Raw genomic sequence first — 25,683 nt, 5'->3', positions numbered from 1 at the left:
TGTGTGAACGGAGAGAAAGGGGGCCCGAATGTATGAATTCGCCATTGTCTGGGAATGGCTGGCCTTCGCCGTCCGCTGGCTGCATGTCGTCACTGCCATCGCCTGGATCGGTTCTTCCTTCTATTTCATCGCGCTCGATCTCGGCCTCGTCAAACGCGACCATCTGCCCCCGGGCGCCTATGGCGAGGAATGGCAGGTGCATGGCGGCGGCTTCTATCACATACAGAAATATCTGGTGGCGCCAGCGTCGATGCCGGAGCACCTGACCTGGTTCAAGTGGGAGTCCTACGCGACCTGGCTGTCAGGCTTCGCGATGCTCTGCATCGTCTATTATGGCGGCGCCGACCTCTTCCTCATAGACCGCCATGTCCTGGACCTCCAGGCGACGACCGCGATCCTGATCTCGCTTGCCTCGCTCGGCATCGGCTGGGTCCTTTATGACCTTCTCTGCAAGTCCCCGATCGGGAAAAGCACCTGGGGACTGATGGCACTGCTTTATCTTGTGCTGGTCGCCATGGCCTGGGGCTATACCCAGGTCTTCACCGGACGCGCCGCCTTCCTGCATCTCGGCGCCTTCACTGCGACGATCATGTCGGCCAACGTCTTCTTCATCATCATCCCCAACCAGAAGATCGTCGTCGCCGACCTTATCGCCGGCCGTACGGCCGACCCAAGGCTCGGCGCGCAGGCGAAGCAGCGGTCGCTGCACAACAACTACCTCACGCTGCCCGTCATCTTCTTCATGCTCTCGAACCACTACCCGCTCGCCTTCGCAACGGCCTTCAACTGGGTCATCGCGGCGCTCGTCTTCCTGATGGGCGTGACGATCCGCCACTGGTTCAATACAACGCATGCACGCAAGGGTAAGCCGACCTGGACCTGGCTTGTCACCGCAATCCTGTTCATCCTGATCATGTGGCTGTCGACAACGCCAAAAATACTGACGGGAGCAGAACGCGCCGAAACGGCACCGGCATTCAGGCGCTTTGCCGAAAACGCGCATTTCCCGGCGGTCAAGGAGACGATCGCGACTCGCTGCAGCATGTGCCACGCGGCCGAGCCGGTCTATGAAGGAATCGCGCGGCCTCCGAACGGCGTCATGCTCGAAAGCGAAGCGGAGATTGCGGCCCGCGCGCGTGAAATCTATATCCAGGCCGGGCGCAGCCACGCGATGCCGCCCGGCAACATAACCGACATGACGGCGGACGAACGCGGGCTTGTGACGGCCTGGTTCGAAAGCGCCGTCGGGGAGACACGATGACATCCACCCTTATTCGCGGCCGCATCCTGAGCTTCCATCGGGAGCCGCACGGCATCGACGACAGTGCTGCCTATGCCTACGAAAGCGACGGCGCCCTTCTTGTCGGGAACGGCGTGATCGAGGCATCCGGTTCCTACGCAGCGGTCAAGGCGGCAGCGCCCGAGGATGTCTTCGAGATCGACCACAGACCGCACCTGATCATGCCGGGCTTCATCGACACGCATCTGCATTTTCCACAGATGCAGGTGATGGCCTCCTATGCGGCCAACCTGCTCGAATGGCTGAACACCTACACCTTTCCCGAGGAGTGCCGTTTCGTCGAGACGGCGCATGCGCAACGGATCGCCCGCCACTTCTTCGACGAGATGATCCGCCACGGCACGACGACGGCGACGGCCTACTGTTCGGTGCACAAGGCATCCGCCGATGCCTTCTTCGCCGAGAGCCTGAAGCGCGGCATGTGCATGGTCGGCGGCAAGGTGATGATGGACCGCAATGCGCCGCAGGGCCTGCTCGATACACCGCAAATGAGCTACGACGAGACCCGCGCCGTCATCGCCGACTGGCACGGAAAGGGCCGCAACCATGTGGCTATCACCCCCCGTTTCGCCATAACTTCGACGCCGGAGCAGATGGAAGTCGCAAGATCGCTCGTCCGCGAGTTTCCCGACCTGCATGTGCAGACGCACCTCTCGGAGAACCGCGACGAAATCGCCTATACCTCAGAACTCTATCCGGAAGCGGCGGATTATACGGACGTCTACGCCCGCTACGGTCTGCTCGGACCGAAAAGCCTGTTCGGGCATTGCATCCACCTCTCCGAGCGCGAAGCGGATGCGATGAGCGAAACCGGCTCGGTCGCCGTCTTCTGCCCGACGTCCAATCTCTTCCTCGGATCCGGACTGTTTCCGCTGCGGGCGCTCCAGCGGCGGCAAAGACCGGTGCGCGTTTCCGTCGCCTCGGACATCGGCGGCGGCACCAGCTATTCGATGTTGAAGACGCTCGACGAGGCCTACAAGATCCTGCAGTTGCAGGGCGAAAGGCTGAACCCCTTCGACAGTTTCTACATGATGACCCGCGGCAATGCCGAAGCGCTGTCTCTTGCCGACCGCATCGGCACGCTGGAGCCCGGAACCGATGCGGACTTTACGGTGCTCGACATGGCGGCAACGCCTGCAATGGCGCTCAGAGCAGAAGTGGTCAACTCGCTCGCCGACGAACTCTTTCTCCTGCAGACGATGGGCGACGACCGCGCCGTGGTGGAGACCTATGTGGCCGGCAGACCCTGCAAATCGACGCTTGGCGAAGCTTGAGCAGACAGGAAGGCGAGAGGTAAAATTTTTTGACCTCTCGCTTTCCGCAACTATTACAAGCCCTCCGAAATCGTGATAAGGCCTCGGCTGTCATTCACTTGATGAGGCCGATCCATGACGCAGATCCTCGAAATCCGGGACCTCAAGGCCCTGGCCCGACGGCGCGTGCCGAAGCTTTTCTTCGATTATGCGGACAGCGGCGCCTGGACGGAGGGAACCTACCGGGCCAACGAGGAGGATTTCGCCAAGGTCAAGCTGCGCCAGCGGGTGCTGGTCGACATGTCCGACCGTTCGCTGGAGACGACGATGATCGGGCAGAAGGTCTCGATGCCGGTCGCTCTCGCCCCGACCGGCCTGACGGGAATGCAGCATGCCGACGGTGAAATGCTGGCGGCCCAGGCGGCGGAGGCGTTCGGCGTTCCGTTCACGCTCTCGACCATGAGCATCTGCTCCATCGAGGACGTCGCCTCGGTGACGACGAAGCCCTTCTGGTTCCAGCTCTATGTCATACGCGAGCGCGAATTCGTGCTCGATCTGATCGACCGGGCCAAGGCCGCGAAGTGTTCCGCGCTCGTCCTGACGCTCGATCTGCAGATCCTCGGTCAACGCCATAAGGACCTTCGCAACGGCCTGTCCGCGCCGCCGCGGCTGACGCCGAAACATCTATGGATGATGGCGACGCGCCCGGGCTGGTGCATGAAGATGCTCGGTACCAAACGCCGCACTTTCCGCAACATCGTCGGCCACGCCAAGAGCGTCGCCGACCTCTCCTCGCTTCAGGCCTGGACCAACGAGCAGTTCGATCCGCAGCTTTCCTGGAAGGACGTCGAATGGATCAAGGAGCGCTGGGGCGGTCCGCTGATCCTCAAGGGCATTCTCGATCCGGAAGATGCGAAAATGGCGGCGAAGACCGGCGCCGATGCGATCATCGTTTCGAACCATGGCGGCCGCCAACTGGACGGCGCGCATTCCTCGATCAGCATGCTGCCGCGCATCGTCGACTCCGTGGACGACCGAATCGAGGTGCACCTCGACGGCGGCATTCGCTCCGGTCAGGACGTCCTGAAGGCGATCGCGCTCGGTGCGAAAGGCACCTATATCGGCCGCCCCTTCCTCTACGGCCTCGGTGCACTCGGCAGGCAAGGCGTGACGCTCGCGCTCGACATCATCCGCAAGGAGATGGACACGACCATGGCGCTCTGCGGCAAACGCCGCATCACGGATGTCGGCCGCGACATCATTGCGGATTAGAGCACTTGCAGGAAAAGCGTGCAGCGGTTTTCCGTGGAAAGTGCCTGACTTCAAAGACTTGGAGCGAACCCGCGCGATCATTATGCGACTTTCGAAGCACAGATGGTGCATTCTAATTCCAGGCGCGGCATCCCAATAAAAGCATTGGCTTAACTGCCCCGATAAGTGGAATACCCGTAAGGCGAAAGCAGCAGCGGCACATGGTAGTGGCTGCCGGCATCGGCAATGCCGAAGCGCAGGGGAATGAGCTCGAGGAAGGCGGGATTCGGAAGCGTCACGCCGGTGGACCTTAAATAGTCGCCGGCATGGAATACCAGTTCGTAGGTCCCCGTCGTGAACCCGGCCCCTTCCATGAGCGGTCCGTCGACGCGGCCGTCACTATTGGTGCGGACCGTACAGACCAGGTGCCGCGCATCGCCTTCGAGCCGGTAGAGATCGATTTCCAGCGCCTGAGCGGGTCTGCCGAGCGCGGTGTCGAGAACATGGGTCGTCAGGCGGCCTGACTTGCTCATGGCGTTCACCCTCTGGATGGATCGGGAATGACGAAGGCCTCGTCGTAATAGAACTCTACCAGATTGTTGCCCGCGCCTTCGCGGTCGACGACGATGAACTCGCTGACGGCGCCCACCGACATCAGCGGATGATGCCAGACATTGCGTCCGTAATTGACGCCCTGCCTGCCATTCGCGAGGAAAACCCTTGGCCGTCCGGGACGGTCGCCTTCATCCTCGGCGACCACCACCAGCCACGGACGGTCCTGGAGCGGAGAAAAACTCTGGCTGCCGAGCGGATGGCGCTCCATCATCGTCACGGAATAGGGAAAGGCTCGCGGCTGTCCGCGGAAGATGTTGATGATGACGCCGGCACCCTCACCCGCCGCATCGACGCGCGCAAGCGCGTGAAAACGCTCGGTATTGCCGCCGTTGATGAAGCGCATCGACCGGGGATCGGCTTCGATGATATTGCCGAAAGGGGCGAAAGCCTCCCTGGTCAGAGGCTCGATCGAAAGCATCTGCGACATCAGCCTGCCGTACCGGCTCTTTGTCCGTTGGTGCCCGAATGCACGGACGGGAACCGCGGCCCCATCGCATGGTCGGACGGATCAGGCATGATGTCAGGCATTGTCGTCTCCCGGAAGCATGGATCGAAGCCGCAGGCGGGCGATCCGCTCGACCTCGGCACAGGCCGTTTCAAATTCCTCTTCCGCGGAATTGTCAATGCGCCGCTCGAAAGCGGCGAGGATATCCTCCTTCGCCAGCCCCTTCACCGCGATGATGAAGGGAAAGCCGAATTTCTTGGTGTAAGCCGCATTGAGCCCGGTGAAGCGTGCATGCTCTTCGGGGGAGAGCCGATCGAGACCGGCAGACGCCTGCTCGGCTTTTGAAGCGGCCGTGAGCTCGCCCGCCACGGCGAGCTTACCTGCAAGGTCGGGATGAGCCCGCAGTACCCGAAGCCGTTCGGCCGGGGAAGCGGCGCGGAAAGCATTGCAGAGCGCCGAATGGACATTGCCTGCGGTCAAGCCGGAAGAAGCCGCCCGATCATAGGCGCGTTCCGCCACCCAGGGCGAGTGCTCGAAGATGCCGCCGAAGCGCCGGATGAAATCGTCGCGCCCCGACATCAGCGCGTACCGTTGGGCTTGTGATGCTCGTACCAGTGGCGTGCTATGTCGATACGGCGCGGCACCCAGACCTTGTCATGCGACATCACATAGTCGACGAAACGCGCGAGCGCCGCAGCGCGGCCGGGCCGTCCGACGAGCCGGCAATGCAGGCCGATATTCATCATCTTCGGACTGCCTTCCTTTCCCTCCGCGTAGAGCACGTCGAACGTATCCTTGAGATAGGTGAAGAACTGGTCGCCGGAGTTGAAGCCCTGATTGGTCGCAAAACGCATGTCGTTGGCGTCGAGCGTATAGGGAATGATGAGGTGCGGATTGCCGGGCGTCAGTCCGGGCACCCAATAGGGAAGCTCGTCCGCATAGGAATCGCAGGAATAGAGGAAACCGCCCTCCTCCAGAACGAGCTTCAGCGTGTTCACCGAAGGCTTGCCCTGGTAGATGCCGAGCGGGCGCTCGCCGGTCAATTCGGTGTGCAGCCGCACGACCTCGCGGATGTGCTGACGTTCGACCTCTTCCGGGACGTCCTTGTATTCGAGCCAGCGCAGGCCATGGCTCGCGATCTCCCAGCCCGCCTCCTTCATGGCGGCAACTGCCTCCGGATTGCGTGCCATGGCGAGCGTCACGCCATAGACCGTCAGCGTCACGCCCCGGCTCGTGAACATCCGCCACAGGCGCCAGAAGCCGGCGCGGGCGCCATATTCATAGATCGACTCCATGTTGAGGTTGCGCTGTCCTGCCCAAGGCTGCGCGCCGACGATCTCCGACAGCAGACACTCGGATGCCGGATCACCGTCGAGTATGCAGCTTTCGCCGCCTTCCTCATAATTCAGCACGAACTGCACGGCGACATTCGCGTCACCGGGCCAGCGCACCTCAGGCGGTCTGCGCCCATAGCCGACGAGGTCACGGGGGTAGGAATTCTCGGTCATCAATTCACCCTTCGACTTTTCCGGAACGGTAGCATCCCGCGCCGGATTGTCGAGAAGAGAAATTGGCGATGCGGGGGCTGCTACGGCCGGCTGAGAAGGAAGGCGGCTGCCGGAGCCGGCGGCAGGGTGGCATCAGCCTGAACCGGTCGTCCCTCAAGGGAACGCCTCGCCCAATCGCTGCGCGGCCGCGCGGAAATCCTGCCAAGCGGATGCTGGGAATGCACGCGCATCGGCGCTCCGGGCTCGTGCTCCACGAACAGGGCGAGGCTTCGGATCGCAAGCGGCGCAGTCAGCAACGGCTCGAAAACTTCGCGCAAGGGGCCTTCCATCCGCCGCGAGACATCGGCATTCACGGGGCCTGTGAGCGCCAGGTGAAACCGATATTCGTCCATTACGAAGGGGTCGCCCCATCGATGCAGGTTGGTGAATTGCGGCGCGGTGAGCCTGTCCGGGTCCGCCCGCTCGATTTCGTCTTCGCCGAGCGGGGCGCGGAAGCGGTCGAAGGCCTGCACCACGCGTGCGGCGAGCAGATGCATCGGCTGACTTGGAATCTGCGGCATCAGCCCCCAGCACTGGCCGATGCGTGCAACCTCCAGCCGCTCGATTTCGAACGGCGTTTCGCCACTCGTGAAGAGCATCATCGCCTTGAGCAATTGTGCTTCGTCCAAGTCCGGGTTGAGATCGAACGGCGCCATGACCGTCGCATGGAATCCGAACCGGCGCGGCACCGCCGTGTGAAAGGCTATCTCCGAGACGGCAAGGCCGGCAATCGACGGCAGTTCTGCCGCCTCCCCCGAATAGACGCTTCGGCCGAGCCAGCTGGCAGCCGCAGCCGAAAGGGGGTCACCCATCGGTGGGGTGAAACAGATTGCGTAACGCATGCGTGTGCTCCGGAAGTCCTTGGAAGCGGCGTGCGGGGCCTCGTTCGCAGCTCTCCGCCCGCATTCCGTTCGATATCCAATGGCCGCGTGTTACGTGATTTGCGTGACAGATTGACGAAGTTGTCTGCCCACACCGGTTCACGACGCGCGCTTCGGGTTCGCGCTTATGCGCATGTCTCCAGCCCGGAACGCCGGACATTTTTGGGCGCCATGCATTACCGCAATGCCGCGATGTGATGCGCACAGCGGAAGGTTTCGGGCAATTCTCCCGAGGGGCGCCCGGCAATCTCGTCGATCACGGAACGCGCCAACGCATGCGCCAGACCGAAGCCTACCTTGAAACCGCCCGTCAGGACGAAGAGCCTTTCGTGATCCGGGTGGCGGCCGACCATGGGCTCGCGGCCCGTAGCCCTGGGACGCAGCCCCGCCCAGCGCTCGATCACCGGGGCGCCGAGCAAAGCGGGCGCAAATGTGGTTGCGCGGGCAAGCAGGGCGTCAAGCTGGTCGTCGGTGGAATATGGCTGGTCGAACCGGTTCTCGCTCGTGCTGCCGACCGCCACCTGGCCATTTTCATGCGGCACGATATAGAGCCCATCGCTAAAGATGATCGGCAGGGCCGGATCGATATCGGCGCGAAGCAGCGCCGCCTGGCCCTTGACGGCACCGCCGCTCGGGGCCCGCCGCGGCTGGGTCAAACCATCAATGAAGAAGAAGCTTTCGACGCCCGCCGCAAGTACCAAATGGTCGAAAGTCAGAGCGCGCCCGTCGGCGAGCGACAGCCGGCCGCGTGCCGGTTCGAGCGAGATGACCGCCGCCCCTTCCTCGCACCGCACATGAGGAAATTGGTCCAACGCCGCCCTCAGCATCGCAAGAAGGCTGCGCGGCGCCACCCTGGCGGCGAGCGTATCATGGACGACACCGAAGGGCGCCGCCTCGGCGGGCGGCCATCCGCCTGCGTCGGCTTCGCGGACATGCCAGTGGAAACGGCGTGACGGCGTACACCAATGCCGTGCCGCATCCTGCTCGCGACCGAGGGCGATCTCTCGCAGGTGCGGTTTGCCGAGGGGCATGATCCGGCCAGAGCGACGGTAGCCTGCCGAAAGGCCTGTGGCGGCTTCAAGCCCGGCGATCTCGCCTTCGAGCGACATCAGGGCATCGAACTGAAACTGCTTCTTCTCGTTCCATCGGTCGGGCATATGCGGCATGAGCGCGCCGAGGAGGCCGCCGCTCGCGCCGGAACCGATCGCACCCCGCTCGAGAAGCCGCGTAGTGAAACCGGCACGGGCAGCCATCACGGCAGCCCAAAGGCCCATGACGCCGCCGCCCACGATCAAAACTTCGCACATCGATTGACCTTCCCGGGCCGGAGAATTATCGGGTTCACCATGACAGGAACCGATCCCGGCCAGAGCCCTTCACCCTCGCGGCAAAACCTCGAATGGCACGAGGGCGATATGCCCTATTCGACGGAATTTGGCGACCACTTTTATTGCCGCACCGACGGGCGGCTCGAATGCGGCCACGTCTTTCTTGCCGGCAACCGGCTGCCGGAACGGTGGCAGGCGGGGGGCGCGTTCACGATCGGCGAACTCGGCTTCGGCACCGGACTCAATTTCTGCGAAACCTGGCGCCAATGGAAACAGGCGCCGGCCACCGCCACGAGCCTCCATTTCGTCTCCTTCGAGCGCTTTCCGATGCAAGCGGGCGAGATCGACCGCGCGCTGGCGCATTGGCCGGAAATCGACGAGGAGCGGCAGGCGCTTGTTGCCAACTGGCCCACGGAACCGGCCGGCCGGGTAGATATCGCCTTCACGGGAGAGGTAAGGCTCACGGTGGTCATCGGCACGGCGCTCGACGGAGTTTCAGCGACCCGTCCAGGTTTCGACGCCTGGTACCTCGATGGCTTCGCGCCTGCACGCAATCCGGACATGTGGTCTGAAACGCTGATGCGGCTGGTGTTCGACAGGACCGTCTCCGGCGGCAGCTTCGCCACCTATGCCGCAGCCGGTTTCGTCCGCCGCAACCTGGCGGCCGCCGGCTTCACCGTCGAACGTCGTCCCGGCTTTGCCGGAAAGCGGGAGATGCTGCGCGGCGACAAAGCCTGAGACCAGTTCCTGAATCTGCCAGGACCGATCACGCTCGTGATTTCAGGTTCGATCCGGCCTAAATCCTCGTGATCTAGCCGGGAAAAACCACGGATTTGACCGTCGCGATCAATTGATCGGTCGGTACAGCGACGCAGTTGCGGTCGATCTCCGCAAGGGTTCTTTCCTTGACCTGATGCGAGAGCAGCTTTCTGAGATCGCCGAGCGTTCTCGGCGCCGCGCAGATCACCAGATTCTCGAAGGCATGCTCGTGGGCATAGTGGTCGAGCTTCCCGGCGATTTCCATGGCGAATCGATGCTGCTCCTCCCGTACGGGATCGCTGCTGTATTCCATCGCCGAGCGGCCGTGACCGACCGACGAATGGCTGCGTCCGGGTCTGTCCGCCATGATGTCCCGGCGACGCTTGGTCTCGATTTGGAATGTTTCCACCTCCGGCTGCTGTCTGCCGTCCTTCAGCAGGTTGACGTCCTTCAAGATGCGCGCCGTGTTTCCATCGGCTGTCAATATCCAGATCCGGTTCCGCACTATTGTCTCCCCGTGTCGATGGCAGATAGGTTGGCGAGGGTCACGGACACAACGGCTGAGTCCGCGTCAGGTTCCTTACCGCCGAAGATCTGCGCATTGGGTGTCGCGCGGCCTCATCGCATCATCAGCCTGTCAGCAGCCAATAATTGGCGAGGCCGAGCGGCAAAGATTGTACGCTCAGGCCCTTCTTCTGCAAGGGGTACATACGTGATGCGCGGCTTCCTCGCCGGCTGTCGCCACGGAGGTCGCCGAGCTGCCGTGCCCCTTTCGCCAGGCGTGTCTGAGGCCCAGGACGGCGGCGCCTTCGCACGTGCAAAAAGACGCGGCTTGACTTTCGGGCGCAAAACAACGATCTAAGGCCTGCGTCACCTTCCGGCCGCCGCGTGAGCGCGCCCTCGGCATCACTTTGAAGCCGTGAAGAAGGAAAAGCGCGAAACATCGCCGCCCTCAGCGGCAGCACATGCGCCTGACGATTTTCTATTAACTCACAAGTTCCCAATTCACGCGGGGTTCTTGACGCCAGACGACACCGGAACCGCATCCTGCTGTTCCGGCGAGAGCGTTTGGCGCCCCGAAAGGTATACGCATTGTCCACTTTCAAAGAGCTTGGCCTCTCCGAGTCCATCGTGGCGACACTTTCCGCCAACGGTTTCGAAAAGCCGACGCCCATCCAGGCGCAGGCCATTCCGCTGGTCTTGAAAAACCGTGACCTCATCGGCCTTGCACAGACTGGCACCGGCAAGACCGCTGCTTTCGGCCTGCCGATGATCGAAAAGCTCGTCGCCGACGGTCGACGTCCCGATCCGCGCAATATCCGCGCCCTTGTACTCGCCCCCACCCGCGAGCTGGTGAACCAGATCGCGGCCAACTTGAAGCTTTTCGTAAGGAAGAGCCCGCTCAAGATCGGCGTCGTCGTCGGTGGCGTCTCGATAAACAAGCAGACCGAACAGCTCGCCCGCGGTGTCGATATTCTCGTCGCGACCCCAGGCCGCCTGCTCGACCTCGTTTCCCGCAAGGCGGTGACGCTGACCCAGGCTCGCTACCTCGTTCTCGACGAGGCCGATCAGATGCTCGACCTCGGCTTCATCCACGACCTGCGCAAGATTTCCAAGCTGGTGCCGAAGAACCGTCAGACGCTGCTCTTCTCCGCAACCATGCCGAAGCTGATTGCCGAGCTTGCCGGCGAATACCTGACCGATCCGGTAAAGGTCGAAGTCTCGCCCCCGGGCAAAGCCGCCGACAAGGTCGAACAATATGTACATTTCGTCCCGGGCAAGGACCTGAAGACGACGATCCTGAAGCAGACGCTGACCGCCAATCCCGACGGGCTGTCGCTGATTTTCAGCCGCACCAAGCATGGCGCCGAGAAGCTGATGAAGCATCTCGACCATGTCGGCTTCAAGGCCGCCTCGATCCATGGCAACAAGAGTCAGGGTCAGCGGGAGCGTGCGCTGAAGGCATTCCGCGAGGGTGAGATCCGCGTGCTCGTGGCGACGGACGTGGCCGCCCGCGGGATCGACATTCCGGGCGTCACCCACGTCTATAACTACGACCTGCCGGAAGTGCCCGACGCCTATGTGCACCGTATCGGCCGCACGGCTCGTAACGGCCGCGACGGCATCGCGATCGCTTTCTGCGCGCCGGACGAAATCCGCCTGCTTCGTGACATCGAGAAGCTGATGGGCATCCAGATCGCTGTCGCCAGCGGCGAAGCGCCCGCCGACCAGGCCCGCCCGTCCAAGGGCCGGGGCGGTCGTGGCAACGGTCAGCCTCGCGGCAATGGCGCAGGACAGCGCCAGGGCGGACCCCGCCGCGAGCGGCCGCAGCGCCAGGCGGCGGCCGGCGGATTCGCCGGCGATGACCTGCTGCGCGACGAGCGCCGCGACCAGCGCGCTGCTGGGCACGGACCGGCGGACGGGCGGCCCGAAGGGCACCGCAAACACAAGGCGCAGAAGCACCATGGGCGACCCGGGCCGCAGCAGGCCGGCCGCCGTGGGAGCGAACAGTCGGGCGAACGCAATGGCGGCCGCAACCGACCGCAACGTGCCGACGGTCGCGGCCATCAGCGTTAGAGCACATCGAGGAAAAATGCCTACCGCATCGGCCCGAAAATCGGAATCGATTTTCGGAAAGCACGAGGCGTCGGTTCAATAAGTTAGAGCGCCCTTTGTGCGTCCATTCGGACGTACGGCGCTCTAGCGCCTCTTCGTCCGGAGGTGCATAGCTGCAAAGACTCAGAGCGTCTGGAGCGGGATGAGGTGAAGTGTGTGCGGTTTCCGCCCGCATCCCGCTCCAATTTATCAGAATCAATCACGTTCATGATTTAAGTCTAGGTCGACCAGACCTGAAACCATCGTGATCTCGTGTTTCAATGCACTGAACGCTGTAAGGCGCCATGGGGATCGAGAACGGCGGGCAGATGCCCACCGTTTTGACACGCCCTGCGTCACCAGTCAGCCTTTGGGTCTGACAGACTGATAGATTGCGCTGGTGCCGTCTCTCTTCACCGCGAACACATCATAGGATGCGCGGGGGTCGTTTCCCATGCCCAGCGATCCGACGGGCATGCCCGGGACCGCGACGCCGGCAATGTCCGGGCGTTCGGCGAGGAGCCTTTCCACGGCATCGAGCGGCACATGGCCCTCCAGGTAATAACCGCCGACCACGGCCGTATGGCAACCTTGCATCTCATCCGGTATCGCATAGCGTTGCTTTATCGCGGACAGATCGTCGACATCCTTTATGCCTACCTTAAAGCCGGCTCCCTTCATCGCCTCGGCCCATTCATGGCAGCAGCCGCAATTGGGGTCCTTGTAGACGACCATTTCCCGGCTGACCGCCGAGGCAGGCCCGATCATCCAAGCCGACGCGGCCGCGGCCGCGGAAAACAGAAGCTCTCTTCTTTTCATGGTTGCTCTCCATTGAACATTGGTTGTGCGGCATTGAAATGGCCGACCTCAGTCGGTGCGCTCGATGAGGACAGCCGCCAGCCCTTGACGAGGCAATAAACCGCCGGAATCACCACCAAGGTGAGGATGGTCGAGGATACCATTCCGCCGATCATCGGGACGGCGATCCGCTGCATGACCTCCGACCCGGACCCCGTGCTCCAGAGGATCGGCACCAGCCCCGCCATGATGGCGACGACGGTCATCATCTTCGGCCGAACCCGCTCGACCGCCCCCACCATGATGGCCTCGTTCAGATCGGCATGCGTCAGGGCACGCCCCTCGGCCGCGCATGCCCCGCGCCGCTCGCGCAATGCCTGATCGAGATAGATCAGCATGATCACCCCGGTCTCTGCGGCCACCCCGGCCAGGGCGATGAAGCCCACCGCGACCGCAACCGAAGAGTTGAATTCCATCCACCACATGAGCCAGATGCCGCCGACGAGCGCAAATGGCAGCGATAGCATGACGATCAGCGTCTCCGTCAGCGCCTTGAAGTTAAGGTAGAGCAGCAGGAAAATCAGCGCCAGCGTCAGCGGCACGACGATTGCCAGACGCGCCTTGGCCCGCTCCAGATATTCGTACTGGCCGCTCCAGGCGAGCGAATAGCCCGCCGGCAGCCCTACGCTCGCGGCGACGGCTTCCTTCGCTTCCGCCACATAGCCGCCGAGATCGCGATCGGCGATGTCCACGAAGACATAGACGGAGAGCTGAGCGTTCTCGGTGCGGATCCCCGTTGCGCCGCGGGTCAACTTCACCTCCGCCACCTCGCCGAGCGGCACGCTGCCGCCGCCGGGAAGCGAAACATGAACCTCGCTGGCGATCGATTCCGGATCGCTGCGCGAAGCCCGGGGATAGCGCACGGCCACGCCGTAGCGCTCCCGACCCTCGACCGTCGAGGTCAGGACTTCCGACCCGAGCGCCATGCCTATGACCTGCTGTACGTCGTCGATGCTCAGGCCGTATCGGCCGAGCGCCGTCCGGTCCGGAACGATGTCGAGGTAATAACCACCGATGACCCGTTCCGCGTAGGCGCTGGATGTGCCGGGGACCGACTTTAGAACGGTTTCGATGTCCCGTGCGATCCGCTCCATCTCGCGAAGATCGGTGCCGTGGACCTTGACGCCTACCGGGGTGCGGATGCCGGTCGACAACATGTCGATGCGAGCGCGTATCGGCATCGTCCAGGCATTGGAAACGCCGGGAAACTGCAGCGCGGCATCCATCTCCTGTTTCAGCTTTTCGACGGTCATCCCGGGTCGCCATTCGGATTTAGGTTTCAGGGTAATGATGGTCTCGAACATCTCCATCGGCGCGGGATCGGTGGCCGTCATGGCCCTGCCCGCCTTGCCGAATACCGTCTCGACCTCAGGGAAAGACTTGATGATGCGGTCTTGCGTCTGGAGGAGTTCGGCGGCCTTGGTCACGGACAGGCCGGGCAGCGTCGTCGGCATGTACATCAGCGTACCCTCGTCCAGTGCCGGCATGAATTCGCTGCCGATCTGGCGGGCCGGCCAGACGGTTGCCGCCAGCGCCGCTATCGCGAGCAGGATCGTTATCGTCTTGGCCCCGAGAACGCCCGAAATCACCGGCCGGTAAGCCCAGATCAGAAAGCGGTTGAGAGGATTTCTGTGCTCCGGCACGATCCGGCCCCGCACGAACACGGCCATCAGCGCCGGCACGAGCGTGACCGACAGAAGGGCGGCCGCCGCCATCGCGAAGGTCTTGGTGAAGGCGAGGGGTCCAAAAAGGCGGCCTTCCTGCGATTCCAGCGTGAAGATCGGCAGGAAGGATACGGTGATGATGAGCAGGCTGAAGAACAACGCCGGACCGACTTCGCCGGCCGCCTTGATCAGGACCTCCGTGCGGGATTCTTCCGGCGCGGCGCGTTCCAGGTGCTTGTGGGCGTTCTCGATCATGACGATCGCCGCATCGATCATCGCGCCGATGGCAATTGCGATCCCGCCGAGGCTCATGATGTTGGCCCCGATCCCGAGCGCGCGCATCGCTATGAAGGCGATCAATATGCCGACCGGCAGCATGATGATGGCGACGAGAGCGCTGCGGACGTGAAGCAGGAAGGCGACCGTCACCAGCGCAACAACGATCGACTCCTCGACCAACGTCGTTTTCAGCGTCTCGATGGCGGCATTGATCAGTTCGGAGCGATCGTAGACAGCCACGATCTCCGTGCCCTCGGGGAGACCGGCCTTTATCTCGGCAAGGCTCTTCTTGACACTGTCGATGACCGACAAGGCGTTTTCGCCGACGCGTTGAAGCACGATACCGCTCGCGACCTCTCCCTCGCCGTTCAACTCGGTGATGCCGCGCCGCTCGTCGGGGACCGTCTCCACCCTGGCCACGTCGCTGAGCCGGAGCGGAACGCCGGCCTCGGTCATCAGGACGATGTTCTCGATACTCCTGATACCCTGTAGATAGCCCTTGCCCCGCACCATGAACTCGAACTCGGATATTTCCACCGTCCGGCCGCCGGCGTCGCGGTTGCTGGCACGAACTGCGTCCGCAACCTCCCTCAGCGTCACGTTCTGCGATCGCAGCCGAACGGGATCCACGACGACCGAATACTGCTTTACGAAGCCTCCAACGCTCGCGACTTCGGCGACACCATCGGCCTTGGAAGCCGCAAAGCGCACCACCCAATCCTGAAGCGAACGCAGTTCCGCAAGCGAGAGCTCCTTTGCGACCAAGGCATACTGGTAGATCCAGCCGACCCCCGTCGCATCCGGCCCGAGGCTCGGCGATACTCCTCGCGGCAACCGGCTGGAGGCCGCGTTCAGATATTCAAGGACGCGGCTGCGCGCCCAGTAGGGATCGGTGCCGTCCTCGAAGATCACATAGACGAAGGAGACGCCGAAGAAGGAGAAACCGCGGACGACCTTCGAACGGGGAACGGTCAGCATCGAGGTCGTCAGCGGATATGTCACCTGATCCTCGACCACCTGGGGCGCCTGACCCGGATAGTCCGTGAAGACGATGACCTGCACGTCGGAGAGATCGGGGATCGCATCCAGCGGGAGCGTGCGCAGGGAATGGATGCCGGCGGCGATCGAAAGCGCCGCTGCGATGAAGACGAGCACGAGATTGCGCGCAGACCAGGCGATGACTTTCGCGATCATGGCTGCGCCTCCGCCGAGGCGAGCGCATTCAGCGCCGCGTTGAGGTTGCTTTCGGCATCGAGCAGGAAGTTGGCTGAAATCACGACCTTCTCGCCGGCTTCGATCCCCTTCGTGATCTCGGTCCTGTCGCTGTCGCGTGCCCCGAGCGCAACCTCGCGCGGCTCGAAGCGGCCCTCGCCCTTGTCCACGAAGACGAGCTGGCGATTGCCAGTGTCGATGACGGCGCTGTTCGGGACCGCCACGACGTGCTCCGGTTTGCCTGTAGCAATCTCGACCTCGGCATACATGCTGGCGAGGAACTGCCCCGTCGGATTGGGGAGCTCAATCCGGATCTTCGCGGTCCGCGTCTCCGAGCGAAGCTCGGGATAGATCAGATCGACGCTGCCCTCGAAGAACTTGCCCGGAAGGTTTCGTATGCTGACCTTCGCAGGATCACCTTTTCTGACGGCCGCAGCATCGTATTCCGGGATGTCGGCCAGGATCCATATGCTGGAGGTGTCGGCGATGCGGAACAAGACGTCGCCGGCTTTGGCCATCATGCCCGGAATGGCATTGCGTTCCAGGACGACGCCGTCGCTCGGCGAACGATAGGCGATGCTCCGCGGGACCGTGCGATCCCTGCCAATCGAAAGGATCGTCTCTTCCTGCACGCCGAGATTGCGCAATTGCAGGGCTCCCCCGACTTCGAGGCCCGGCTTGACGCCGCCGCGAAGTTCCGTGGCGTATTCCGCTCCCGCCCTGGCGACGTCCTTCGAATAGTAGTGGAAGAGGTTCTGGCCCTTTTCCACGCGGTCGCCGGTCGTGATGTCCGCGACATCTTCGATGAAGGCATCCACCCGCGTCGAGACGATCCGGATGCGCCGCTCATCGAAGGCGATCATGCCGGGCGCGCGTATTCTTCGAGCGATGACGGCACGCTCGGCCGACGCCGTCTTCACACCCGTCCGCTGGAGTTTGCCCGGGGACACCTTCACGGCCGAGCTGTCTGCCTCCTCGCCATCGTAAACGGGAATGTAGTCCATTCCCATGGAGTCTCTTTTCGGTACTTTAGACGTATCCGGCAGCCCCATAGGGTTGCGGTAGTAGAGGATTTTTCGCTCGCCGGCGCCCGTACCCCCGGCGACAGCCTTCAGCGGCTCGAAGGAGACGTCCTCACTTTGCCGGACCGCAACGAACGGGCGCCCGTCCGCAGTTTGTTTCGCCGCCGCTGAATACTCCGGCACCCCGTCCGGGTGCCGGTAGTAGATGATCTCGCCCGCAGGCTCTGCAGCAGACGGCATCGGTACTCGGGGCGTTGCCCCAAGGGAGAACTGTTGCGTAAGGCCGCCTGTGCCGGCTACGTAGCCTCCTCCGCCTGCCAGGACGAGGGAGCCGACCAGAACCAGGAATTTGAGCGTCTTCACGGGATTGCCTTCAGAACGAGTTCACCCTGAACGGTTTCGGCCTCCCCTTGGAGCTTGGCCGCCAGTCTGAAGCGCCAGCCGCCTTCCATGCCGAGATTCGTCTTGAACCGGTAAACGCCGGGCTCGGTCGAAGGCACGGCCTCGACGGCGGCAGTCATTGTCTCCATGCCTTCCGGAGCCATGTCGAGCCGGGTCGCAAAAATGATCGCGCCGCGAACCGGCTCTCTCGTCCTCTCGTCTATGAGGCGGACCGCGACGATCGCTTCCGGTCCCTCGGCAATCTCGCGCTCGACGAGCTCGAACCGGTAGTCCGTAGCGGCGGCATAGGCGTTCGTTAAAAGCAGCATCAGAGCGAGGCAGGCGCCGCCTGCTTTCGGCATAATATGGATTCCAGTCATGTAAACTCTCACCCGACGGGCCTGTCGGCCGCGTCCTTGAAAACGTCCATGGTCGGACGCCCCGCCGCGGTCGGGCGGAGCATTTCCGGCGATTCGAAGAGTGAGATTCAGGCTTTGGGAGGCCGCGCCGGGGGATCGATAGTGGCCGAGGAAAGTTCGCTGTCGTGCAGGAGCGTGTGTGAAGCGCCGCGCGCGTCGCGGTGGACGCCCCAGCCTTCGGCCCGGTCCGCGTGTGCAAGGACGCTGCCAGCGCAGATCAGGCCCAGAGGACATGGGCTTCCACAGTCGTTCTTCCGGGGCAGTTGCTGCTGCGGGCAGCAGGACATGTCCTCGGAGACATCCATGCTTGCCATGGCTTCCATGCGCATGTCCGACGCGGCCATCGCGCTCGTGGACGTGCCGACGCTCACGGGGGCGACGACGACACCGAGCAAGGCAAGCAGACACAGGAAGCGCCGAAGCGCGGCGAGAGCGGACATGCGCATAGGCTGGCACAGGTCGGCGCCCAATGGAAGCCGGTCACGGAAAGTTGCGATCGAGGACACCGGACGGTGCGACCGTTCGCTGCTGAGTGCCCCCGTCATACAGCTCGTCAGACCGCCGGCACTTCCTTCGTGCGGTCACTCGCGGCTGTTCCGGCGACCTTGCGGTTGGTGAGATAGACCCCTGCCACGGCAACTACGGTGCCGATGATCATCGGCCAGGTCAGCGCTTCTCCGAAGAACAGCGCCGCCTCGCCGGCGGCGAGCGGCGGCACCAGGTAGATGAGCGATGCCGCGCGGGAAACCTGCCCGCGGCGAATGAGATAGAGCAGGAGCGCGATCGCTCCCATCGAGAGGCCCAGCACCGACCAGGCAAGCGCCGCGGCGAGCTCGAGACTCCAGGAGACACGCAGGTCCTCCAGCAGGAGCGCCAGGGGTATGGTGACGAGGAGCGCGCCAACATATTGCAGCGCCGCAATCGACCGGATGTCGCCAGTCTGCAGATACCGTTTCTGATAGAGCGTACCGTAGGTGACGGCGGCCATGCCGAGCACGTTGACGGCCAGCGGCAGCAGGTGGATCGGCGTTGCGTCCGTGTCGATCGCCAGCATCTTCGGCGCAACCGCAAGCGCGATGCCGCAAAAGCCGAGGACGAGACCCAGCCTCTGCTGCCCGCTCAGTTTCTCGCCGATCAGCCAGGGCGCTGCCGCAGCCGTCATCAGCGGCTGCAGGCCGGCAATGATGCCGGAGATTGCCGCGGGCACACCCTGCCCGATCGCCCACCACACGGCGCCGAGATAGAGGCCGTGGAGAAAGATGCCGGACACGATCGCATGGCCGATCGCCGTCGGAGAGCGCGGCCAGCGCGCGCCGCTCAGGAGACAGAAGCCGATGAAGAGCAGAATGGCGAAGCCGTAGCGAAGCGCCAGGAAAGTCAGCGGATCGGCGAAGATGGCCGCATATTTCGCAACGACCCAACCTGTCGACCAGAGCAGCACGAAGATGGCCGGGGCCAAGCGGGCGAGCATGATGTGTTTCCTGAGCGAACGGTTTCACGGCGGTCCGTGCGGGATCACCGCAGCCGCGATAGAGCGGGTACCGCCTGAGGTCAAAGGAATTTTTCTGATGGATAGCATCAGCGAATCGGAACCGTCGCTCCTCAGCCTGCCAGGGCCGCCTGAACTCTGCGCTTAAAATTTGAGCATCTGGCTTTTTGTTGCGCAGGCACCGGTCCGGTTCGCATGCCGCTCGCGCGACCCCTGGCCTGACGATGCCGCAAACGGCCGCATCCAGTCGCCCGTCAAATTCTTCCACGGCAAATGTGCACGCTTCTTGCATTGCACTCTGCGTTGTATTCAAATGGCCGAAAATAAGGGGACCACGCCTTTGGCATTTGACGAAATGATCAATGCGGACAGCAGCCCGCGCCAGCCATATTCGACCTATCACCAATGGTATGCCAGTCAGGACAGAAACCGGCTCATAGCGAAATCAAAGGAAGCCGAAAAGATTTTCCGTAAGACGGGCATCACCTTCGCAGTCTACGGACACGCGGATTCCTCGGAAAAGCTCATCCCCTTCGATCTCATTCCCCGCATTATTTCTGGCCGTGAATGGCGCCGGCTCGCGCAGGGCATCGAGCAGCGGGTGGTCGCGCTCAATGCCTTTCTCGACGACATCTACCATAAGCAGGAGATCATTCGCGCCGGGCGCATCCCGCGCGAACTGATCGAGAAGAACGACGCCTTTCTGCCGCAGATGATCGGCTTCCGGCCGCCGGGCGGCGTCTACACCCACATCGTCGGGACCGACATCGTGCGTACCGGCGAAGACCAGTTTTATGTGCTGGAGGACAATGCCCGCACACCCTCCGGTGTCAGCTATATGCTGGAAAACCGGGAAACCATGATGCAGATGTTCCCGGAGCTTTTCCACCAGAACCGCGTGCGGCCGGTGGAGAACTATCCCTATCTGCTGCGCCAGAGCCTTTCATCGCTCGCTCCGGCCCGTTGCGACGGCAAGCCGCGCGTCGCCGTCCTGACCCCCGGGATCTACAACTCCGCATTCTACGAGCACGCGTTCCTTGCGGATATGATGGGCGTCGAGCTGGTGGAAGGCTCGGATCTGCGCGTCATCGACGGCAAGGTGAAGATGCGCACGACGCGCGGCTACGAGGCGATCGACGTTCTTTATCGGCGCGTCGACGACGATTTCCTCGATCCCCTCACCTTCCGGCCGGATTCCGCCCTCGGCATACCGGGCATCATGGACGTCTATCGCGCCGGCAACATCACTATCGCCAATGCCCCCGGCACCGGCATTTCCGACGACAAGGCCATCTATTCCTACATGCCGGAAATCGTCGAATTCTATACCGGCCGAAAGCCTCTGCTCGAGAACGTCCCGACCTGGCGCTGCTCGGAGCCGGATAGTCTCAAATATGTGCTCGAGCATCTCGAAGAGCTCGTCGTCAAGGAGGTTCACGGCTCCGGCGGCTATGGCATGCTCGTCGGCCCGACCGCGACCAGAAAGGAATGTGCCGCCTTCGCCGAAAAGCTCAAATCTCGCCCCCGCAACTACATCGCCCAGCCGACATTGTCGCTCTCGACGGTGCCCATCATGGTCAACAAGGGGATTGCGCCGCGCCACGTCGATCTGCGTCCCTACGTGCTTGTCTCCGACAAGGTTCAGATCATTCCGGGCGGCCTGACCCGCGTCGCGCTGAAGGAAGGATCGCTGGTCGTGAATTCGAGCCAGGGCGGCGGGACCAAGGATACCTGGGTGCTGGAGGACTGAGGCAATGCTGGGAAGAACTGCAAACGGCCTCTACTGGATGTTCCGCTACATCGAGCGCGCGGAAAACAGCGCCAGGCTCATCGATGCCGGATTGCGCATGTCGCTCACGCGCAGCGAGGCAACCGAGGACGACTGGGACGGCGTGCTGCAAAGCGCGGGCGTGCGCGAACTCTATGATCAGGTCCACGAAGATCTGACGAGCGGCGACGCGATCGATTTCCTGCTGCGCGATCGCGCCAACCCGTCCAGCGTCCTGTCCTGCATCGAGGCGGGCCGCAACAATGCCCGCATGGTCCGTACGGCACTCACGCGCGAGACCTGGGAAGCGGTCAACGAATGCTGGATCGAGATGAAGGGGATTCTCGCCAGGAGGGCGAGGACCACCGACCTGCCGGAGATCATCGACACGATCAAGCGGCGGGCCGGGCTTATCCGGGGCGCTTTTCACGGCACGATGCTCAGGAACGAGATCTTCAACTTCTCGCGCATAGGCACGTTCATCGAGAGGGCGGACAACACCGCCCGTATCCTCGACGTCAAATATTACGTGCTTCTGCCGGCGGTCTCCGCAGTCGGATCGTCCATGGACAATGTCCAATGGGAATCGATCCTGCGTTCGGTTTCCGCACACCGCTCCTATGGCTGGGTCTATGATGCCGAGCTCAGGCCGGCAAATATCGCCGACTTCCTGATCGCAAATGGCCGCATGCCGCGCTCGCTCGCCTACTGCTACGACAAGCTCGTCTCCAATCTCGGTTACCTCGCGCGCGAATACGGCGAGCGGCACGCGGCCCACGAGACTGCCGAGGGGACGCTCGGATTGCTGCGCAGCCGGTCGATCGCGGACATCATGGATCAGGGGCTGCACCAATATCTCGAGGAGTTCATCAGCCAGAACAACCGCCTCGGCCGGGAAATCTCCGACGGCTACCGGTTCTATCAATGAGCAGGGGGCCGAGATGTATCTGAAGATCAGCCACACGACCGAGTATCATTACGACCAACCGGTACAATACGCGCTGCAGCGCCTGCGCCTCACGCCAGTCAATCTGCCCGGCCAGACCGTCCTGAACTGGAAGACGCTTGTGGACGGAGCCGCCATCGAAGTCAGCTATGACGACCAGTTCGGCAACCGCACGCATCTCGTCAGCGTCGACGCCGACCGGACGATCCTTCGCATAGAGGCGAAAGGCGAAGTCGAAACGGAAGATCGGGCCGGCGTGTTCGGCGCGCACCAGTCCTATGTACCGCTGTGGCTCTACGCCCGGGAAACCCCGCTCACCAAGCCGGGCAAGCGTATCCGCGAGCTCGCGAAAGCCGCCGGAGGCGCCACGGAACTCGAGCGCATGCACGCGCTGATGGCCCTCATTCACGACACTGTGCGCTACGAACCGGGTGAGACGCAGGTCGGAACCGCCGCCGAGGAGGCATTGGAGCGGGGCAAGGGCGTATGCCAGGACCATGCCCATATCCTGATCTCAGCCGCGCGCATACTCGGCCTGCCCGCACGCTACGTCTCCGGCTATCTCATGTCGGAAGGTCAGCCGAACGGGACCGCGAGCCACGCCTGGGCCGACGTGCATATCGCAGGCCTCGGCTGGGTGGGATTCGATCCCGCCAACAGGGTCTGCCCGGACGACCGATATGTGCGCATCGGCTCGGGACTATGTTACCGCGATGCGGCGCCGGTCTCGGGGCTGGTGCACGGCATCGGCACCGAGACGCTGAAAGTGGCCGTGACGGTCGAGGAACAAGGGCAGCGTCAGAGTCAGCAGTTCCAATGAAACAGAGAGTGTTTTCAACGCTTTAAAACGCCGCCCTCATCCGCCTGCCGGCACCTTCTCGCTGCGCGGCGCGCAGGACGCAGACTGCAACGGTTCAGTCCCCTCCTGCCCCGTCAGAACACGTCCGGAGCGGGAGAGAACCAGATCCGGTCCTCCGGGTTAACCCGAGGCGAGGGCAAACTGGGCCAGCAGCCCTATCGTGATGCGGTAGACTGCAACAGACGGCAAAGAGCGACCAGTCCCCGGTCGTAGCCGCCATTGACGACATCGCGGCAGCGCTTCAATACCGTGCGCCGCTCGTTGGGGGACATGGCGTTGAAAGCTGCGATCGGAGCTTGGCCGGGGCCGCCGATTCCGCCCGCGCCGCCGCCGTTGCCAGGTCCACCTCCGCCATTGCCGGGTCCACCTCCGCCGCCCGAACTGCCGCCGCCAAGCCCGATGCCCACGTCCAAACCGACACCGCTTCCGCCGCCGGCATTCGCACTTACGTTGGCGTTCAGACCGCGGCTGCCGCCAAGCGAGACGTCTGCATCGGCGTCGATGCCGTTGCCGCCGCCGACATTTGCGCTGAGCGTGCTGTTGAGGCCGCGACTGCCGCCCGCACTCGCGGTGGCATTGGCGTTGACGCCGCGGCTGCCGCCGACGGATGCAGTAGCCGAAGTGTTGACCCCGCGCGATCCTCCGACGGATGCATCGACGTCTGCGCTGATACCCCTGGATCCGCCAAGCGATGCACCGACATTGGTACTGACGCCGCTCGAACCTCCGAGCGACACTCCAACGTTCAGGCCACCATTGCCTCCGAGGCTTTGGGCAAAGCTGGGAGTAAAGGCCAGACTCGTCATGAGACCGACAGACAAAACGAGGGCGTTCTTCCGCATGTTCACTTCCTCCTTGCGACGGATGCGATTGCCCGATTGAGGATAATTCCGAACACGCGAATAAGTTTCACGAAAAGGCGGAAGGAATACAACTTTTCGAGGCGGCACGGTATGCGACCGCCCCGCCCCGAAACGGCGCTCCGGCGGAGGTTCGTACCCGAACGCTCCGCCCGCGGATTACGGCATCAGTGGCTGTCGCGGTCCATCGGGATGCGATCGCCACGCGGGCCGACGAGGAAGTCCAGATCGGCGCCGGTGTCGGCCTGCATGACGGTCTTGATGTAGAGGCCGCCATAGCCGCCGTTGAGCGGCATGACGGGCGACACCCAGGCCGCGCGGCGGCGTGCCAGTTCCTCGTCGGAAACATGGAGATGCAGCGTGCGGTTCGGGATATCGACCTCGATCAGGTCGCCATTCTCGACGAGCGCCAGGGGTCCGCCCTCGGCGGCTTCCGGCGCAGTGTGAAGAATGACGGTGCCGTAGGCCGTACCCGACATGCGTGCGTCCGAAATGCGGATCATGTCGGTGATGCCCTTCTTCAGGACCTTGGGCGGCAGGCCCATATTGCCGACCTCGGCCATGCCGGGATAGCCTTTGGGGCCGCAGTATTTCAGCACCATGATGCAGGTCTCGTCGATGTCGAGATCTTCGCGGTTGATGCGCGCGTGATAGTCCTCGATGCTCTCGAAGACGACCGCACGGCCCTTGTGCTGCATCAGGTGCGGCGAGGCGGCCGAGGGCTTCAGGACGGCACCGCGCGGCGCCAGATTGCCGCGCAGAACGGCGATGCCGCCGGACTTCGTCAGCGCCCTTTCCCGCGGCAGGATCACGTCCTCGTTGTAGTTGACCACGCCCTTGACGTCGTTCCAGATCGTGTCACCGCTGACGGTGATGGCGTCGTTGTGCAGCAGCCCCATCTCCGCGACCGCCTTGATCACCACCGGCAGGCCGCCGGCATAATAGAACTCCTCCATCAGATATTTGCCGGACGGCTGCAGGTTGACGATGGTCGGCACGTCACGGCCGAGCCTGTCCCAATCATCGAGCGAAAGATCGATGCCGACACGGCCTGCGAGCGCGAGAAGATGCAGTACCGCATTGGTCGATCCGCCGACGGCGCCGTTGACGCGGATGGCGTTTTCGAAAGCCGCCTTGGTCAGGATGTCGGAGGGCTTCAGGTCCTCCTTGACCATCTCGACGATGCGGCGGCCGGTAAGCTGCGAAATCACCCGGCGGCGCGCATCCACTGCGGGAATGGCAGCATTGCCGGAAAGCGTCATGCCGAGCGCTTCGGCCATCGACGCCATCGTCGAGGCCGTCCCCATGGTCATACAGCTTCCAGCCGACCGGGCCATGCCCTGTTCGGCGTCCATGAACTCCTCCAGCGACATCTCGCCGGATTTGACCATTTCCGAGAACTGCCAGATCGCGGTGCCCGAACCGACATCCTTGCCGCGCCATTTTCCGTTGAGCATGGGGCCGCCGGAGACGACGATCGCCGGAATGTCGACGCTTGCCGCGCCCATCAGGAGGCTGGGTGTGGTCTTGTCGCAGCCGCCGAGCAGCACGACCCCGTCGACCGGATTGCCGCGGATCGATTCCTCGACATCCATCGCCGCAAGATTGCGGAACATCATCGCCGTCGGGCGGAGCGTGCTTTCACCGGTCGAGAAGACCGGGAATTCCACCGGGAAGCCCCCCGCCTCGTAGACCCCGCGCTTCACGCGCTCGGCGAGGTCGCGCAGATGCGCATTGCAGGGGGTAAGCTCCGACCAGGTGTTGCAGATACCGATGATCGGCCGCCCATCGAAAGTGTCGGCGGGTAGCCCCTGGTTCTTCATCCAGGAGCGATGCATGATGGCATTCTTGCCAGTTCCGCCGAACCATTCCTGCGAACGCAGCTTGCGCGGCCACTCAGCTTTCTTCTTCATTTCTTCCTTCCTTAAGGCCCTGCGCGGGCTGGACACGCC

At 63.1% G+C, this 25,683-nt stretch carries 23 protein-coding genes; 8 read left to right on the top strand and 15 right to left on the bottom strand.

Annotation, left to right across the window (positions count from 1 at the left end; all coding sequences use genetic code 11):
- The first annotated feature begins 28 nt into the window (after positions 1-28).
- The 3 genes from SINAR_RS0101170 (at position 29) to SINAR_RS0101160 (ending at position 3,825) form a co-directional block, all read left to right on the top strand.
- The gene (locus tag SINAR_RS0101170; protein WP_027997327.1) at positions 29-1,261 is read left to right on the top strand and encodes a urate hydroxylase PuuD; all 1,233 of its coding nucleotides are present in this window, start codon (positions 29-31) and stop codon (positions 1,259-1,261) included.
- Entirely contained in the window at positions 1,258-2,574 is a 1,317-nt protein-coding gene (gene guaD / locus SINAR_RS0101165) for a guanine deaminase (protein WP_027997326.1), read from the top strand. The genes SINAR_RS0101170 and guaD overlap by 4 nt, the downstream gene beginning before the upstream one ends.
- A 114-nt stretch (positions 2,575-2,688) precedes the next feature.
- Positions 2,689-3,825, top strand: a complete 1,137-nt coding sequence (locus SINAR_RS0101160) for an alpha-hydroxy acid oxidase (protein ID WP_027997325.1) — start codon at positions 2,689-2,691, stop codon at positions 3,823-3,825.
- Positions 3,826-3,974: 149 nt separating this feature from the next.
- Here the strand turns inward: SINAR_RS0101160 and uraH are convergent, their stop codons facing one another.
- The 6 genes from uraH to SINAR_RS0101130 form a co-directional block, all read right to left on the bottom strand.
- Positions 3,975-4,337, bottom strand: coding sequence for a hydroxyisourate hydrolase (gene uraH / locus SINAR_RS0101155; protein WP_027997324.1), 363 nt, complete (start codon positions 4,335-4,337; stop codon positions 3,975-3,977).
- Between the two features lie 5 nt (positions 4,338-4,342).
- Complete coding sequence (locus SINAR_RS0101150; RefSeq protein WP_027997323.1) at positions 4,343-4,846, bottom strand: ureidoglycolate lyase; 504 nt, start codon at positions 4,844-4,846, stop codon at positions 4,343-4,345.
- 93 nt (positions 4,847-4,939) lie between these two features.
- Positions 4,940-5,443, bottom strand: a complete 504-nt coding sequence (gene uraD / locus SINAR_RS0101145) for a 2-oxo-4-hydroxy-4-carboxy-5-ureidoimidazoline decarboxylase (RefSeq protein WP_027997322.1) — start codon at positions 5,441-5,443, stop codon at positions 4,940-4,942.
- The gene (gene puuE, locus SINAR_RS0101140) at positions 5,443-6,372 is read right to left on the bottom strand and encodes an allantoinase PuuE (protein ID WP_027997321.1); all 930 of its coding nucleotides are present in this window, start codon (positions 6,370-6,372) and stop codon (positions 5,443-5,445) included. The genes uraD and puuE overlap by 1 nt, the downstream gene beginning before the upstream one ends.
- Before the next feature lie 80 nt (positions 6,373-6,452).
- Complete coding sequence (locus SINAR_RS0101135; protein WP_027997320.1) at positions 6,453-7,253, bottom strand: DUF1045 domain-containing protein; 801 nt, start codon at positions 7,251-7,253, stop codon at positions 6,453-6,455.
- Positions 7,254-7,468: 215 nt separating this feature from the next.
- Positions 7,469-8,599 carry an NAD(P)/FAD-dependent oxidoreductase gene (locus tag SINAR_RS0101130; RefSeq protein WP_027997319.1) on the bottom strand — a complete coding sequence of 377 codons (1,131 nt, stop codon included), beginning with the start codon at positions 8,597-8,599 and terminating at the stop codon, positions 7,469-7,471.
- A gap of 39 nt (positions 8,600-8,638) precedes the next feature.
- Here SINAR_RS0101130 and mnmC2 point away from each other — a divergent pair, with 39 nt between their 5' ends.
- Positions 8,639-9,358, top strand: coding sequence for a tRNA (5-methylaminomethyl-2-thiouridine)(34)-methyltransferase MnmC2 (gene mnmC2, locus SINAR_RS0101125; protein ID WP_027997318.1), 720 nt, complete (start codon positions 8,639-8,641; stop codon positions 9,356-9,358).
- A 73-nt stretch (positions 9,359-9,431) separates the two neighbouring features.
- Here mnmC2 and SINAR_RS0101120 read toward each other — a convergent pair whose 3' ends face one another.
- Positions 9,432-9,884, bottom strand: coding sequence for a host attachment protein (locus tag SINAR_RS0101120; protein ID WP_027997317.1), 453 nt, complete (start codon positions 9,882-9,884; stop codon positions 9,432-9,434).
- A gap of 587 nt (positions 9,885-10,471) precedes the next feature.
- Here SINAR_RS0101120 and SINAR_RS0101115 point away from each other — a divergent pair.
- Positions 10,472-11,956, top strand: a complete 1,485-nt coding sequence (locus SINAR_RS0101115; RefSeq protein WP_027997316.1) for a DEAD/DEAH box helicase — start codon at positions 10,472-10,474, stop codon at positions 11,954-11,956.
- 381 nt (positions 11,957-12,337) lie between these two features.
- On the opposite strand, the gene SINAR_RS0101110 is transcribed toward SINAR_RS0101115, so the two are convergent.
- From SINAR_RS0101110 to SINAR_RS0101085, 6 genes are all read right to left on the bottom strand, one after another.
- Entirely contained in the window at positions 12,338-12,793 is a 456-nt protein-coding gene (locus SINAR_RS0101110; RefSeq protein WP_027997315.1) for a DUF411 domain-containing protein, read from the bottom strand.
- Positions 12,790-15,969, bottom strand: coding sequence for an efflux RND transporter permease subunit (locus SINAR_RS0101105; protein ID WP_027997314.1), 3,180 nt, complete (start codon positions 15,967-15,969; stop codon positions 12,790-12,792). Before SINAR_RS0101105 ends, SINAR_RS0101110 begins: the two co-directional genes overlap by 4 nt.
- The gene (locus SINAR_RS0101100) at positions 15,966-17,372 is read right to left on the bottom strand and encodes an efflux RND transporter periplasmic adaptor subunit (RefSeq protein WP_027997313.1); all 1,407 of its coding nucleotides are present in this window, start codon (positions 17,370-17,372) and stop codon (positions 15,966-15,968) included. The genes SINAR_RS0101105 and SINAR_RS0101100 overlap by 4 nt, the downstream gene beginning before the upstream one ends.
- Positions 17,369-17,770: a FixH family protein gene (locus SINAR_RS0101095; RefSeq protein WP_027997312.1), complete on the bottom strand. Its 402-nt coding sequence runs from the start codon at positions 17,768-17,770 to the stop codon at positions 17,369-17,371. The genes SINAR_RS0101100 and SINAR_RS0101095 overlap by 4 nt, the downstream gene beginning before the upstream one ends.
- Before the next feature lie 107 nt (positions 17,771-17,877).
- The gene (locus tag SINAR_RS0101090) at positions 17,878-18,354 is read right to left on the bottom strand and encodes a hypothetical protein (RefSeq protein ID WP_033056915.1); all 477 of its coding nucleotides are present in this window, start codon (positions 18,352-18,354) and stop codon (positions 17,878-17,880) included.
- 8 nt (positions 18,355-18,362) lie between these two features.
- Positions 18,363-19,280 (bottom strand): DMT family transporter, encoded by a 918-nt coding sequence (locus tag SINAR_RS0101085; protein WP_027997310.1) that lies wholly within the window; start codon positions 19,278-19,280, stop codon positions 18,363-18,365.
- Between the two features lie 373 nt (positions 19,281-19,653).
- On the opposite strand from SINAR_RS0101085, the gene SINAR_RS0101080 reads away from it, so the two are divergent.
- Genes SINAR_RS0101080 through SINAR_RS0101070 form a run of 3 tightly spaced genes read left to right on the top strand, consistent with a single transcriptional unit; the run spans position 19,654 to position 22,832 of the window.
- Complete coding sequence (locus tag SINAR_RS0101080; protein WP_027997309.1) at positions 19,654-21,048, top strand: circularly permuted type 2 ATP-grasp protein; 1,395 nt, start codon at positions 19,654-19,656, stop codon at positions 21,046-21,048.
- Positions 21,049-21,052: 4 nt separating this feature from the next.
- On the top strand, positions 21,053-21,994 hold the full coding sequence (locus SINAR_RS0101075) for an alpha-E domain-containing protein (protein ID WP_027997308.1): 942 nt from the start codon (positions 21,053-21,055) through the stop codon (positions 21,992-21,994).
- Between the two features lie 13 nt (positions 21,995-22,007).
- The gene (locus SINAR_RS0101070; RefSeq protein WP_027997307.1) at positions 22,008-22,832 is read left to right on the top strand and encodes a transglutaminase family protein; all 825 of its coding nucleotides are present in this window, start codon (positions 22,008-22,010) and stop codon (positions 22,830-22,832) included.
- A gap of 194 nt (positions 22,833-23,026) precedes the next feature.
- Here the strand turns inward: SINAR_RS0101070 and SINAR_RS0101065 are convergent, their stop codons facing one another.
- Positions 23,027-23,713 (bottom strand): hypothetical protein, encoded by a 687-nt coding sequence (locus SINAR_RS0101065; protein WP_027997306.1) that lies wholly within the window; start codon positions 23,711-23,713, stop codon positions 23,027-23,029.
- 185 nt (positions 23,714-23,898) lie between these two features.
- Positions 23,899-25,644: an L-arabinonate dehydratase gene (gene araD, locus SINAR_RS0101060; protein ID WP_027997305.1), complete on the bottom strand. Its 1,746-nt coding sequence runs from the start codon at positions 25,642-25,644 to the stop codon at positions 23,899-23,901.
- Positions 25,645-25,683: the final 39 nt, after the last annotated feature.

The sequence above is a fragment of the Sinorhizobium arboris LMG 14919 genome (assembly GCF_000427465.1).
In the GTDB taxonomy this organism is placed as follows: domain Bacteria; phylum Pseudomonadota; class Alphaproteobacteria; order Rhizobiales; family Rhizobiaceae; genus Sinorhizobium; species Sinorhizobium arboris.
This window is presented reverse-complemented; position numbering and strand designations above follow the sequence as displayed.